Origin of the sequence: Paenibacillus xanthanilyticus, from assembly GCF_042682185.1 — a bacterium.
Lineage (GTDB): Bacteria > Bacillota > Bacilli > Paenibacillales > Paenibacillaceae > Paenibacillus_Z > Paenibacillus_Z xanthanilyticus.
The window spans coordinates 1,630,943-1,644,792 of the sequence record NZ_JBHUHA010000001.1 but is presented as its reverse complement, the minus strand read 5'-3'; the positions used below and the strand labels follow the sequence as shown (position 1 = coordinate 1,644,792).

The window sequence follows — 13,850 nt, the reverse complement described above, 5'->3', positions numbered from 1 at the left end:
CATACTTTGTTCAGATCTCAAGTTCAACTTATATAATCTAGATCCACAGGTCATCGCCGGGTTACAAAGTAAAGAATTGAACGTTGTTGCGCGCCGAAAGGCTTTCTTATAATGAAAGCGCAACCAAAAGCTAGAACGATGAATAAGGGGGGATGTCCGTGATCGCATTAGCAGAGGAAACAAGAGAAACCGCAAGCGAACCGCTTCTTCAGGCAATTGGCGTCAAGCGGGTGTTCGGCAAAGGAAATGCCGCCGTCACGGCGCTCGCGGACGTTCATTTGACGGTTCCGGCCGGGGCGATGGTCGCCCTGAAGGGAAGGTCCGGTTCCGGCAAGACGACGCTGCTTAATATTTTATGCGCGCTTGACGAGCCGACGGAGGGGCAGGTTTTGCTCCGGGGAAGGGACATTACGGGGCTGTCCAGTGCCGAGCGGAGCGCCCTGCGCCGCCAGCAGATCGGCCTGGTGTTCCAGTCGTTCGGGCTCATTCCGCTCATGTCCGCCTATGAGAACGTCGAATTCGGCCTGCGCATCGCGGGCGCGCCGAAGAGCGGCAACCGCGAAGCGGCCGAGCGGGCGCTCGCGCGGGTCGGCATGAAGGAGCGGATGAAGCATCGGCCGATGGAGCTGTCCGGCGGCGAGCAGCAGCGCGTGGCGATTGCCCGCGCGATCGCGCACGAACCGGGTTTGTTAATTGCGGATGAGCCGACCGCGGAGCTGGACAGCAAGATGGGGCTGCAGGTGATGCGCGTCTTTCGGGACTTGGTGAATCAGGCTGGGATGACGATTATTATGACGACGCATGACCCCGGCATGATGGAGCTTGTCGATCACGTGATTGCATTGGAGGATGGGAAAATTGTATCGCAGACGACGAATATCGCACCGCTTCTATAACCGGATGGCCCGCTTAAAGCCTGCTTCGATGCTGCTGCTTGCCATGCTCGCCCTCTCCGGGTGTTCGCTGCTCCCCCGCGAGGATGTCGTGCTTCAGCCGCCGCTCGTGGAGCCGGCCCGGGAGGAATTGGACCTTGTAGAGGTCGGACGGGGCAGCATCCAGACGTTCTTGAAGGGCAATGCCACCTTCGAATCGTCGAATGTGAAGGCGCTCTCGTTCAAGGACGGCGGACAGCTGAAGTCGATCAACGTCACGCTTGGCCAAGAGGTGAAGGCCGGCGAGCTGCTCGGCGAGCTGGAGACGGGGGACTTGGATTTGCAATTGGGGCTGCAGCAGCTAAATGTGGAACGAACGCAGCTGCTCTACGGCCAAGCAAGGACCAGCGACGCGAGCGCAACGGAAATTCGGCTGAGGGAAATCGATCTGGAGCGGGAACGAATGTCGCTTGACGCGATGGAAAGCCGGCTGGAGAAGGCACGGCTTCATGCGCCGATTACCGGGACCGTCATCTTCATCGAGCAGGTGAAGACGGGCGAGCGCGTGAATGCCTATCAGCCGATCATCACCGTCGCGGATTCGAACAGTATGCGGCTTACCTATACGGCGGCCAATGCGAAGGATGTGCTTCCGGTAGAAGCGGGCATGCCGGTCAGCCTGAAGTACAAGGGCAAGGATTACACCGGTAAAGTGCTGCAATCGCCTACGGACGTCCCGGCAGGGGCCGACCCGTCCAAGGCCGAGAAGAACGCGGTGACGATTATCATCGGGATGGACCATCCGCCGGCCGGGATTCAGATTGGACATAGCGCCGAGATGACCATTGAGCTTCAGAAGCGGGAGAATGCCATCGTGCTGCCGCGTTCGGCGCTTCGATCCTACATGGGCCGCTTCTATGTGCAGGTCTCGGAAGGCGAGCTTCGCAAAGAGGTGGATGTCGAAGTCGGCCTGACGACGCCGACCGAGGTGGAGATCGTCAAAGGACTACAAGAAGGCGACAAAGTGATCGTGAATCAGTAACGCATCAAGCACGAATCAAGCGATACAGATGCCCGGCGTTCGACCGGGTGCCAGAATGAGGTGTGCGCATGGCTTTATGGACGATGATCCTCCGCAAGATGGCGAAGAATAAATGGCTGCAGCTGAACTTATGGTTCGGTCTTACCGTATGCGTAGCCTTGTTCAGCTCCATGCCCCTCTACTCGGAGGCTATTCTGCAGCGAACGCTGATCAAGGAGTTGGAACGCATCCAGCTTCAAAGCGGCGCGTATCCGGGCTTCGTCAGGATCAGCACGTCCGTATCTTCGTCGAAGATGGATGAGAAGACGAGAGCGGCGATCGCCCGGGCCGATCAGTACGTGCAGCGGATTCCCCAGCGCATGGGGCTCGAGGCGCTGTCGGTCTATCGGCAGCGGTTCACGCAGCGAATGAAGGTGTACGGCGCGGATGCGACCGAGCAGGAGAAGCAGTCGCAGAAGACGGCCGGCGGCTTCAAGGCGTTATCCGACGCGGAGAAGCGAGTCCGCCTGATTGACGGTCGAATGCCCGAAGTCCGAGAGGACGGCATTTTCGAAGCGCTGGTCACGCAGAAGTTCCTGATCTCCGCCAAGCGGAAGCTGACGGAAGAGCTGATCGCCGAGACGCCTGAAGGCGAACGGTTCCGCGTCATCCCCGTCGGCATTATGGAGACGGATCCGGCTGCCGATCCTTACCTGCCGTTCTTGACGACGGAGGTTCAGGATGGCTTCCTGATTCCGTTCGCGCAGTTCGAGCAGGAATTTACGACTGAAGGCAAGGCGCGGGTATCCGATCTGGAGTGGCGCTTGGCGCTCAACTACAATCAGCTGACGGTGGATAACGTCGAAGCGTTCATGCAGACGAGCAAAGAAATCAAACGCTATTTCCGCGGGCGCCTCGGCGTGGACGAGATCAATATACCGGCCAGCGAGACGGTGGCCTCCTATGCCGGCAAGCAGGATAAGCTGGACGTCATGATGCTGTCGCTCTACTCCCCGGTCATGCTGATGTTGGCTTTTTATCTGTATATGGCGGCGAATCTGGTCATCGACAGGCAGAAGAACGAGATTTCCGTGCTCCGCAGCCGCGGAGCGAGCCGGCTGCAGATCATGGCCTCGTTCACCGTGGAAAGCCTGCTTCTAGGGGGCAGCGCGCTGGCGGTTGGGCCTTTCCTTGGCGTAACGTTCACGCAGCTGCTCGGCGCCTCGAACGGCTTCCTGACCTTCGTGCAGCGATCGGCCCTGGAAGTGACGCTGACCAGCACCGCCTATAAGGTCGCGTCGCTGGCGGTAGCCGGAGCGATACTGCTCATCCTCATCCCGGCCTTCATGGCGACGCGCGTCACGATCGTCGGGCATAAACAGCAGATGGCGCGGTTAACGAAACTGTCGTTCTGGCACAAGACGGGCCTTGACGTCGTGCTTGTCGGCATCGCGGTCTATCTGCTGTACAACTTTAATAACAGACAGGAGGACTTGAAGCGGCTCGCGCTCGATCAGGATGCGCTTCAGGTGGATCCGCTCCTGTTTCTCATGCCGGCGCTGTTCGCGCTGGGAGGCGGGATGCTCGTCCTGCGGGTTTATCCGTGGTTGATCCGGCTGCTGTTCTGGGCGGGGCGCAGCATGTGGCCGCCCGCGCTATATAGTACGCTGATCCAGATCAGCCGATCATCGGGGCAATATTTGACCATCAAAGTCTTTCTTATTATGACCGTCTCCACGGGTCTCTTCAGCGCCAATGCCGCCCGGACGATCAATGACAACATGGAGAGCAAAATTCGATACAACGTCGGCGCCGATATGGCGCTGACGACGCGTTGGGAGAGCGATGCGCCTGCCCCGGTCTATGCGGGAGGCGCGCAGCAAGCGCAGACCGATCTCGGGATAACGGAGACGAGAAGGACGCAGTATACGGAGCCGCCGTTCCAGCCGTATCAGGAGCTGAAGGGCGTGGAAGCCGCCGCACGTGTATTTAAGAAGGAAGCTCGTTTCACGGCTGGAAGCGAGAAGAGCAGCGGTGCGGTAACGCTGTTCGGTATCGATACGATGGAATTCGGCCGAACGGCTTGGATGAAGAACGGACTGTTGGATTACCCGATCAACAGCTATTTGAATGTAATCGCGCCGAACCCGAGGGCCGTGCTGATCTCCCGCTCGCTTGCCGAGGATGCGAAGGTGGCGCCAGGCGATCCGATCAGCCTCACCTGGGACGGTCTGGATCAGGCGCAATTTACGGTATATGGCATTATCGATTACTGGCCGAGCTGGAATCCGCTCCCTGCCGTAGGCGAGGGCGAAGGGGACAACGCCGCGAAACCCCACTTGGTTGTCGGTCATCTGAACGCGATTCAGAATCGTCTGGCCGTCGAGCCTTACGAGGTATGGCTCAAGCTCCGGGAAGACGGTTCCAGCCAGCAGATCTACGACCAGTTAGCGGCGAACAAGCTGAGCGTTACCAGTCTCCGCGATGCCCGAGCAGAGCTGGTTACCTCCAAGAACGACCCGTTTCGCTTGGCGATCAACGGCGTCATGACCCTAGGCTTCGTCATCTCCATGCTGATCAGCTTCTTCGGATTCCTGCTGTTCTGGCTGCTGAACCTATCGGGCAGAACGCTGCAATACGGGGTGCTTCGCGCGATGGGGATTCCCTTCCCGCAAATGATCGGCATGCTCATTAGCGAGCAGCTGCTCACGTCCGGGGCGGCTGTCTTGATCGGCGTGCTCATCGGCAATGCGACCAGCGAGCTGTTCGTGCCGCTGTTCGAGATGTCGTTCGCGACGACGGAGCAGGTGCCCCCGTTCGCCGTCGTCTATCGGCTTCGCGATTACGTGCAGCTGTACGCCATCGTCGGACTTACGCTGACGGTCGGCCTGCTCATACTCGGGTATCGGCTGTCGCGGACGCGGATTGCCCAAGCACTGAAGCTAGGAGAGGAGTAGCCGATGATACGAAGCGAAGGGTTAGTGAAGATTTACAAGACGGCCGATTTGGAGGTGGTCGCCCTGCAGGGGCTCGATCTGCAGGTCGAGGACGGCGAGCTGATGGCGATCATCGGCAACTCCGGCAGCGGGAAGTCAACGCTGCTCAATATGCTGGGCGGCTTGGATAAACCATCGGCCGGCAAGCTGTTCGTAGACGGCAAAGACCTCGTGAGCATGAGCGAACGGGAGCTGGTGAAATACAAGCGCGAGACGGTCGGCTTCGTCTGGCAGAACAATGCGCGCAACCTGATTCCGTATTTGACCACGCTGGAGAACGTGGAGCTGCCCATCCTGCTGCGGGGCAAACGCCGCCGTGCGCGGGCCATCGAGCTGCTGGAAGCCGTCGGCCTTGGCCATCGGCTCAAGAATCGGCTCAGCGAGCTGTCCGGAGGGGAGCAGCAGCGGGTGGCGATCGCGATCGCGCTGGCGAACGAACCGAAGCTGCTGCTGGCCGATGAGCCGACCGGCTCGCTGGATACCCGGACGTCGGGCCAGGTGCTCGATCTGTTCCGGACGCTGAACCAGACGACCGGCATTACGGTCGTAATCGTCACCCATGATCCGCAGCTGGCCCGCAAGGTGGACCGGGTCGTTCAAATACGCGATGGCAAGACGTCGGCCGAGATGGTGCGCAAGATCTCGTATGCCGACGAGTTGGCGGAGCTGGACGCCGAATATGTCGCAGAAGGGCAGGAGAGTCATGTCGAGTACGCCGTTCTCGACCAAGCGGGACGGCTGCAAATACCGGCAGGCTACCTCGACGCGGAGGGCTTCAAGCATGCGAACAAGGTCCGCGTGGAGATGGAGAATGGCCGTATCGTGCTGCTGCCGCCCGAGGGGTAAGCAGATCTATGGTTTATGGGGTATATTCACGCCGATCGGCGGGTAGTGGCCGATTTTTGTACGCGATAAACTTTAGAAAGGTGCAGGCAGGCTGCCTGTCCGCACCGGTCATAGATAACGCCCTTGCAAGGGCGTGTCTATGGAATACAGGTTGAAAGGCGAGGTGTAGTTCGTGATGAAGAAAGGATGGAAGCGAGGCCTTTCGCTTATGCTTGCAACCGCTCTCATGCTGACGAGCGTATCGGTAGGCATCTTGGCGAAGCAGCAGAAAGCGGAGGCCGTCGAAGCGACGCCGGACGAGCGGATCGCAACCGACTTCGAAGACGGCACCGTACAGGGCTGGCGCGGTCGAGGCGGATCGGAGGTATTAACCGCAGAAGCGGCGGCTGCTCATTCGGGAGCATACGGGCTCTCGGTCACCGGGCGAACGCAGGGCTGGCACGGTCCTACGCTGGACCTTCAGACGCTGATGCAGGTAGGGGCGACGTACGCCTTATCCGCTTGGGTGCGCTTGCCGGCGGGACAGACGGCTTCGGATGTCTCGATGCTCATGCAGCGGCAGACGGACGGGAGCGCTTTCTACGAATCCGTGGCCGCGAAGACCGTAACAGACGGCGCTTGGGTGAAGATATCCGGCGAATATACGCTGCAGCATCCGGCCGAGCAGTTGGCCGTCTATATCGAATCGTTCGGCAATCCGACGCTAGCATTCTATGTGGATGACGTGGTAATCGAGCGGGCGCCGGATCCGGTGCCGATCGAGATCGAGAAGGACATTCCAAGTCTGAAGGATGTATTCGCCGATGATTTCCTGCTCGGCTCGGCGCTGCTCGTGAACGAAATTCAGGATTCGAACGGGCCGGACGCGCAGCTGCTTCAAAAGCATTTCAACTCCTTGACCGCCGGCAACGAGCTCAAGTGGGACGCGACGGAGCCGCAGGAAGGGCAATTCGACTTCACGCGCGCGGACAAGATTGTCGATTTTGCTTCGGCCAACGGTATGGCGTCTCGCGGTCATACGCTGATCTGGCACAGTCAGACCCCGAACTGGGTGTTCTATGACGCGGAGGGCAAGCTGGCCAGCAAGGAGCTCTTGTTCGCGCGGATGAAGAAGCATATCGATACCGTGGTCGGCCGGTACAAAGGCAAAATCTACGCCTGGGACGTCGTCAACGAAGTGCTCGAGCCTGGCGATAAGCAGCCCGGCGGACTTCGCAACAGCCTGTGGTATCAGATTGCCGGGGAGGAATTCATCGAGAAGGCGTTCCTCTATGCGCATGAAGCGGACCCGAATGCGAAGCTGTTCATTAACGATTACAACACGAATATGCCGGAGAAACGGCAAAATCTGTACGACTTGATTAAACGGCTAAAAGCGAAAGGCATACCGGTCGACGGCGTCGGACACCAGACGCACATCGGCATCGAGTATCCGACGGTGCAGGAGATCGACGATCAGTTCCAAGCCTTCCGCGATCTGGGCATCGAGCAGCAGGTGACGGAGCTGGACATGAGCGTGTATACGAACGACTCGGACGCCTATGAGACGTTCCCGCTAGAGCTTCAGCTGAAGCAGGCGAAACGCTACAAGGAAATCTTCGAGGTGTTCAAGAAACACGCGGATCAGCTAACAGCCGTTATCTTCTGGGGCAAGGATGACCTGAACACCTGGCTGAGAACATTCCCGGTGACGCGCAACAACTGGCCGCTCTTGTTCGATGAACGGCTGCAGGCCAAGTACGCGTACTGGGCGATCGTCGATCCGAGCAAGCTGCCGGTCGAAACCCAGCGCGCGACGGCAATCGGCGCGACTATTGCGGTCGACGGCCAATTGGAGGCCATCTGGAATCGGACGCCGCTTCTGAACATCCAGCAGGAAGCGGAAGCCAAGGGTCGTTTCAAGCTCCTCTGGGACCAAAAGAAGCTATACGTGACGGTCGAGGTATCGGACGCAACGAACAACGGCCATGACGCGGTCGAGGTATTCATCGACGGCAATAACGGCAAAACGACTGCCTATGAAGCGGACGACAAAAAATATACGTTCCGGCGCAGCGGGGCGAACCCGGGCAAGACGACTGTCTACAAAGCGGTCGAAATCGACGGCGGTTACCGGATCGAAGCGGCCATCCCGGTCGAGGGACTCTCCATCGAGAAGGAGCTCGGCATTGACGTACGGATTGCCGACCGGACGGGACGCGATGTCGCGACGACATCCTGGAACGATCGGACCGGTTCGCAGGATACGGATACGTCCAAGTTCGGCGTCGCGAAGCTGATTGAAGGACCGCAGCGGACGGAAGCGACGAAAGGGACGCCGATCGTCGATGGCACGATCGATGCCGCGTGGACGCAAGCCAAGGCAATCAAAACGGATCGCTGGGTGAGCGGCAGCAGCGGATCGACGGCGACGGTAAGGACGTTGTGGGACGCAGGACGGCTCTATGTGCTGGCCGAAGTCACCGATGCGCTGCTGTCGAAAGCGAGCGCGAACGTATGGGAGCAAGATTCGGTCGAAATTTTCGTAGACCAGAATAATGCGGCGAGCGCCTCCTATCAAGCGGATGACGGGCAATACCGAATTAATTTCGACAACGAGCAGAGCGTGAACCCGTCCGCGCTTGCCGGGAATTTGCAATCGGCCGTGAAGCGGACGACGACGGGGTACGTCGTGGAGGCTTCGATCGCATGGAACGGAACGCCGCCGCAGAAGGGCGCGATGATCGGCTTCGACGTCCAGGTGAACAACGATGAGGACGGCGACGGGGACCGCGACAGCATCGCGATCTGGAATGACCGGACGGGGCTTTCCTATCAGAATACGTTTGGCTTCGGCGTGCTGGAACTGAAGGATTAATCTTATCGGTCACGAAATCAATAGGTACTTCATCTTGGAGAGGTGGCAGCCCAATGGGAGAAACGGTTAACGCAAGGGTGAACGAATCGCTAGCGGAAGCATTCAAGGATGATTTTCTGATCGGCGCGGCGGTGAACAGCCGCACGATCGTCAGCCAGCGCGATCTGCTGCTTCGACACTACAACAGCTTGACGGCCGAGAACGAAATGAAGTTCGAGCGTCTTCATCCGGCAGAGGGAACCTATACCTTCGAAGCTGCCGACGAGATAGCGGCTTTTGCCCGGGAGAACGGGAAGAAGCTGCGCGGCCATACGCTGGTGTGGCACAATCAGACGCCGGATTGGGTATTCGAAGACAGCCATGGAGCAATGGCGGACAGGGAGACCGTGCTTGCCCGGATGAAGGCGCACATCGACACGGTTGTGGGCCGTTACAAGGGGACGATCTACTGCTGGGACGTCGTCAACGAAGCGGTCACCGATAGCGGGGAAGAATGGCTTCGGCCGTCGAAATGGCTGGATACCATCGGCGAGGACTTCATCGCGCAAGCGTTCCGCTTCGCCCATGAGGCCGACCCCGACGCGCAGCTGTTCTACAACGATTACAACGAGTGCAATCCCGGCAAGCGGGAGAAAATCTATCGGCTCGTCAAGTCGCTGCAGGAGCAGGGCGCGCCAATCCACGGCATCGGCTTGCAAGCGCATTGGAACTTGTTCGATCCCGAGCTCGATGAGATCCGGGCGGCTATCGAACGGTATGCTTCCCTCGGCGTGAAGCTGCAAATTACGGAGATGGACGTGTCGATGTTTGCCTTCGACGATCGCCGCACTGATCTGAGCGCGCCGACGGACGAGATGCTCCGCCTGCAGGAGCAGCGCTACGGGCAGTTCTTCCGGCTGTTCCGCGACTACAAGGACGTGCTGACGGGCGTGACCTTCTGGGGCGCGGCGGACGATTATACGTGGCTGGATTATTTTCCGGTGCGAGGTCGTAAAAATTGGCCGTTGTTGTTCGATACGAACCAGCAGCCGAAAGGCGCTTATCGGGAAGTTGTAAGACTGTAATCGGGATACGCATGGTTCCTCTCTAATCCATATCCATAAGTCCAGAACAGCCCCCAGTGATCGGGAAATCCCGGGGGCTGTTTTTTTGCGTTCCGCCCTTAGGTGTTTCTTCGTATCGGCTGCTAAGAAGAGATGGAAAATCACCTGTTGACCTTCACGCTAGCGTGAACCTCTATACTGATTCCAGGAAGGCAATACATTCCAAAATATGGAGCCAAGAGGAGAGATAGAATGAGGGAGTATGAAGGCAAGAAAGCCGTAATAACGGGTGGTACCCATGGCATGGGGATGGCAGTGGCCAAAGCTTTGCTAGAGGGAGGAGCCCAAGTCATATTGACGGGACGCAGCCCGAAGAACGTTGAAGAAGCCAGACGGGAGTTAGGCGAACGGGCGCATGTCATTCAGTCCGATGTATCGCGTATGGAGGATATTCAAGCATTAGGCGATTACGTTACGGAACGATTCGGGACGATTGACTTCCTCCACATCAATGCGGGAATCGCGAAGCTGGAACCATTCGAAGTTGTGACCGAAAACTCGTATGACAAGACGTTCGCGATTAATACGAAAGGGGCTTTCTTCACGGTACAGCGTCTGTCTCCCTTGATTCGAAAAGGCGGATCGATCGTATTCACCTCATCCGTGGCGGATGAGGGCGGTAACCCGGGAATGAGCGTGTACGGCGCTTCAAAAGCGGCTTTGCGCTCGCTTGCGTCAGGTTTCGCCGCTGAGCTGTTACCGCGAGACGTTCGCGTTAATGTGGTTAGTCCTGGATTTATCCAAACGCCGACGATGGGCGTGGCGGGTTTCACCGAAACCGAACGGGCCGCCTTCGAGGAGCTTGGCGACCGGATCACGCCGATGAAACGTCATGGCTCGCCGGAGGAGGTGGCGAAGGCGGTGCTGTTCCTTGCCTTTGAGGCCACCTTCACGACGGGTGCCAAACTATCGGTAGACGGGGGCCTGGGCCAAGGCCTTTCAGTGGAATAATACCGTCAGCGCAACTTGCCGCTCCAACAGCTTCTTTAACTGCAGCATGGATTCGATCTGGCGGTTTACCTTGCGAAGCTTTCCTTCGTAGATTTCCAGCATTTCTTCGCAATATTCGTATTCATCCGGCGATGCGACTTCGCACATGAACAGGCTCCGTATGTCATCCGCCGTTAGTTAATTTGAATCTCATCTGCATTTCGTAAGGGAGAGGAAACAAATGAACGGAAACTCATTTGCAAAAGCTTCGGCTAATAAATATAGGGAAGGGCTGATTCCCGTATCCGTCATTGGGCTTGGGAATATGGGGCAAGCGCTGGCGGCGACCTTTTTATCGGCCGGCCATCCTGTGACAGTCTGGAATCGTTCGGCGGGTAAAGATAAGAGGCTCGTCGGCAACGGGGCGGTCCGCGCTGAGACGGCAGCCGAGGCCGTCGCGGCAAGCCGTATTATCGTGGTCTGCTTGTCGACTTATGAGGTTGCATGGAGCACGCTTATGCCTTTGAAAACAACCCTCGTTGGCCGCGTCATCGTCAATTTGACCACCGGTACGCCGGATGACGCGCGGCGCATGAGCGCATGGGCCGAAGAGGCGGGAATCGATTATTTGGATGGGGCGATTATGGCAATCCCCCCGATGATCGGCAGTCCGGAAGCGCTTCTTCTCTATGGCGGCCGTAAGGAGCTTTTCGAGGCGTATCAGCCCGTGCTGCGGCTGTTGGGCGGAAATACGACCTATCTGAGCGAAGACCCCGGCGTGGCGCTGCTGCATGATCTGGCGATGCTTACGATGATGTACGGTGCCTGGTACAGCTATTTTCATGCCCATGCGCTGCTGCGAACGGCCCATATTTCTGCGGAGGTGTTCTTGCCGTATTCAAGCAATTGGCTGCAGCAGCTGATCGTTCCTATGCTGACCAGTAAGGATGCGGCCCGCAAACTTGATGAAGGCGATTACGCCACGGACATATCCAATATGACGGTCAACAAGCTCGGGCTGGACAACATCGTCAAGAGTAGTCAGGAGTTGGGCGTGCCGGCCGATTGGCTGCTTCCAATCCAAGCCGTTGCCGATCACATGGTGGCCATGGGCTACGGAAATGATGGGTTCGATCGGGTCATCGAAGCCATGACGAATCACCGGGCGCATGGCGGCGAGCCGGCGGACGCCAGCAAGGTGGAGAGAGTGTAGCGCGGTTGGCGTCGTAATAAAATTTCGGTTTGAATTAGCCGTTGGGAACAGGTGACATTCCTCTGGTATGTGTTTCTAACGGCTTTTTTGTGACGTGAATGTGATAGAGGATAACTTTGGCGTGGGCGTTCAGTTGTATCCAGACATATCCTCTGTCTGTTCAATCAGCAGGCAATCGTGCTACAATAATAATAGTAGAACGTTGTTCTATATTATCAAACTCAAGTAGGTGTCCATTACCCCATGCCGATCATTCAATCCCTCGACAGAGCGCTCCGCATCATCGACTTATTCGATGAACAGACCCGGGAGCTGAAGATCACCGAGATTAGCGCGCGGGTTGATCTGCATAAGAGTACCGTCCATTCGCTCTTGAAGACGCTGCAGATGCACGGATATATCGAACAGGACCAGCATGGGCTGTATCGGCTCGGCATGCGATTCTTGGAGAAGGGACAATTGCTGCTCGCAAGCTTCGATATCCGGGAGATCGCGAACCGGCCGCTTCAGGAGCTGTCCGGCGAGACGGGGCAGACCGTCCATCTCGTTATTCGGGACGGCGCGGAAGGCGTCTACATCGACAAGGTCGAAGGCAGTAAGGCGGCGATTCGTTACTCCCGGATCGGGCGTCGGGTTCCGCTGCACAGCAGCGCCGTCGGCAAGGTGCTCGCGGCGTTCATGCCGGCGCTGGAGCTCGACCGTCTGTTGCAGGGTTATGCGTATACGACGCATACGCCGCGAACGATCGCGAGCGAAGCGGACTTTCGAGAGGAGCTGCGGACTGTTCGAAGCGCCGGCATCGCATACGACCGGGAAGAGAACGAGCCGGGCGTGCGCTGCGCGGCAGCGCCGGTGTTCGACCACGGGGGACGCGTCGCGGCGGCGATCAGTATCTCGACGATGGCGGCCACGGTTGATGACGAAGCGCTCGAAGCGTTAGCGGCGCGTCTACGCGAGACGGCATCGCGAATTTCGCAGGGAATCGGTTATCGCTCCTGATCGCGCGAGAACGAGGCGGCTATAGCCGCTTCTTCTTATAAGTAATTATCAAAACTTAGTTTTATAATGTAAAACAAAATGCGGGAGGGAATGGATTATGCGTATTTTTCGTTATCGAGAGGATTCACGTATCATACTGGGCGTCTTGATGGAAGACGGAGCGGCTTACCGGCTGAACGCGCCGGATCTGATGACGCTGGTGAGCGAGGCGCGCAAGGCCGGGGCCACGACCGAGGCTTACGTACAGTCGCTCGTGCTGGACCTCCCCCCGATCCAGGAAGCGGCAGAATCGTTGCCTCTGCTGACGCCGCTGGATGCGCCCGAGGTATGGGCGGCCGGCGTGACCTATCAGCGCAGCCGAGAGGCGCGCAACTACGAGGCGACGGCAGGCAAGCTCGACGCGAGCACGTTCTATGACAAAGTGTATGACGCCGATCGGCCGGAATTGTTCATGAAATCGACGGCGGCCCGTACGGTCGGACCAGGCGAGCGGGTCTGCTTGCGGAGCGACTCGTCGTGGCAGGTGCCCGAGGCGGAGCTCGGCCTTGTGCTGGATCGTACCGGCGCCATTATCGGGTACACGACAGGCAACGATATGAGCTGCCGCGATATCGAGGGCGAGAATCCGCTCTATCTGCCGCAGGCCAAAATTTATCGGAATTCCTGCGCGATCGGCCCCTTCGTCAGGCTGACGGGGACGGTAACGGATCCGTACAATCTCGCGATAGCGTGCCGCGTGTACCGGGATGGCGTCAAGGTGGTGGACGAATCAGCGAATACGGGGCAATTGAAGCGCCGGCTGGAGGAGCTCGTCGAGTACTTGAAGCGCGACAATGCGCTCTATGACGGTACGGTGCTGCTGACCGGGACTTGTCTGGTGCCGCCCAACCATTTTACGCTTGCGTCCGGCGACCGGATCGAGATCGAGATAGCGGGCATCGGCACGTTGGTGAACACGGCCGTTTATGCGCATGAGCTGGAGCTGGAGCCGGCGTGAGACGCGAACTTAAGGA

Annotated in this window: 11 protein-coding genes; 10 read left to right on the top strand and 1 reads right to left on the bottom strand. The window is 58.3% G+C overall.

Annotated elements, in window-relative coordinates; translation table 11 throughout:
* Positions 1-161: 161 nt before the first annotated feature.
* The 7 genes from ACFSKT_RS06635 to ACFSKT_RS06605 all read left to right on the top strand — a co-directional run bounded on the left by ACFSKT_RS06635 (position 162) and on the right by ACFSKT_RS06605 (position 10,646).
* Entirely contained in the window at positions 162-896 is a 735-nt protein-coding gene (locus tag ACFSKT_RS06635; RefSeq protein WP_377716789.1) for an ABC transporter ATP-binding protein, read from the top strand.
* Positions 859-1,914: an efflux RND transporter periplasmic adaptor subunit gene (locus tag ACFSKT_RS06630; RefSeq protein ID WP_377716753.1), complete on the top strand. Its 1,056-nt coding sequence runs from the start codon at positions 859-861 to the stop codon at positions 1,912-1,914. Before ACFSKT_RS06635 ends, ACFSKT_RS06630 begins: the two co-directional genes overlap by 38 nt.
* A gap of 68 nt (positions 1,915-1,982) precedes the next feature.
* On the top strand, positions 1,983-4,850 hold the full coding sequence (locus tag ACFSKT_RS06625) for an ABC transporter permease (protein WP_377716751.1): 2,868 nt from the start codon (positions 1,983-1,985) through the stop codon (positions 4,848-4,850).
* 3 nt (positions 4,851-4,853) lie between these two features.
* Entirely contained in the window at positions 4,854-5,735 is an 882-nt protein-coding gene (locus tag ACFSKT_RS06620; RefSeq protein ID WP_377716749.1) for an ABC transporter ATP-binding protein, read from the top strand.
* 175 nt (positions 5,736-5,910) lie between these two features.
* Positions 5,911-8,592 carry an endo-1,4-beta-xylanase gene (locus tag ACFSKT_RS06615; RefSeq protein ID WP_377716747.1) on the top strand — a complete coding sequence of 894 codons (2,682 nt, stop codon included), beginning with the start codon at positions 5,911-5,913 and terminating at the stop codon, positions 8,590-8,592.
* A gap of 53 nt (positions 8,593-8,645) precedes the next feature.
* Positions 8,646-9,656: an endo-1,4-beta-xylanase gene (locus ACFSKT_RS06610; RefSeq protein WP_377716745.1), complete on the top strand. Its 1,011-nt coding sequence runs from the start codon at positions 8,646-8,648 to the stop codon at positions 9,654-9,656.
* Between the two features lie 231 nt (positions 9,657-9,887).
* Positions 9,888-10,646, top strand: a complete 759-nt coding sequence (locus tag ACFSKT_RS06605) for an SDR family oxidoreductase (RefSeq protein ID WP_377716743.1) — start codon at positions 9,888-9,890, stop codon at positions 10,644-10,646.
* Here ACFSKT_RS06605 and ACFSKT_RS06600 read toward each other — a convergent pair.
* The gene (locus ACFSKT_RS06600; protein ID WP_377716741.1) at positions 10,635-10,793 is read right to left on the bottom strand and encodes a hypothetical protein; all 159 of its coding nucleotides are present in this window, start codon (positions 10,791-10,793) and stop codon (positions 10,635-10,637) included. The two genes, ACFSKT_RS06605 and ACFSKT_RS06600, sit on opposite strands and share 12 nt — an antisense overlap.
* Before the next feature lie 73 nt (positions 10,794-10,866).
* Between ACFSKT_RS06600 and ACFSKT_RS06595 the strand changes: the two genes are divergently transcribed.
* The 3 genes from ACFSKT_RS06595 (at position 10,867) to ACFSKT_RS06585 (ending at position 13,834) form a co-directional block, all read left to right on the top strand.
* A complete protein-coding gene (locus ACFSKT_RS06595) occupies positions 10,867-11,838 on the top strand; it encodes an NAD(P)-dependent oxidoreductase (RefSeq protein ID WP_377716739.1) in 972 nt (323 codons plus the stop codon).
* Positions 11,839-12,081: 243 nt separating this feature from the next.
* On the top strand, positions 12,082-12,837 hold the full coding sequence (locus ACFSKT_RS06590; RefSeq protein ID WP_377716737.1) for an IclR family transcriptional regulator: 756 nt from the start codon (positions 12,082-12,084) through the stop codon (positions 12,835-12,837).
* 97 nt (positions 12,838-12,934) lie between these two features.
* Complete coding sequence (locus tag ACFSKT_RS06585; RefSeq protein WP_377716735.1) at positions 12,935-13,834, top strand: fumarylacetoacetate hydrolase family protein; 900 nt, start codon at positions 12,935-12,937, stop codon at positions 13,832-13,834.
* Positions 13,835-13,850: the final 16 nt, after the last annotated feature.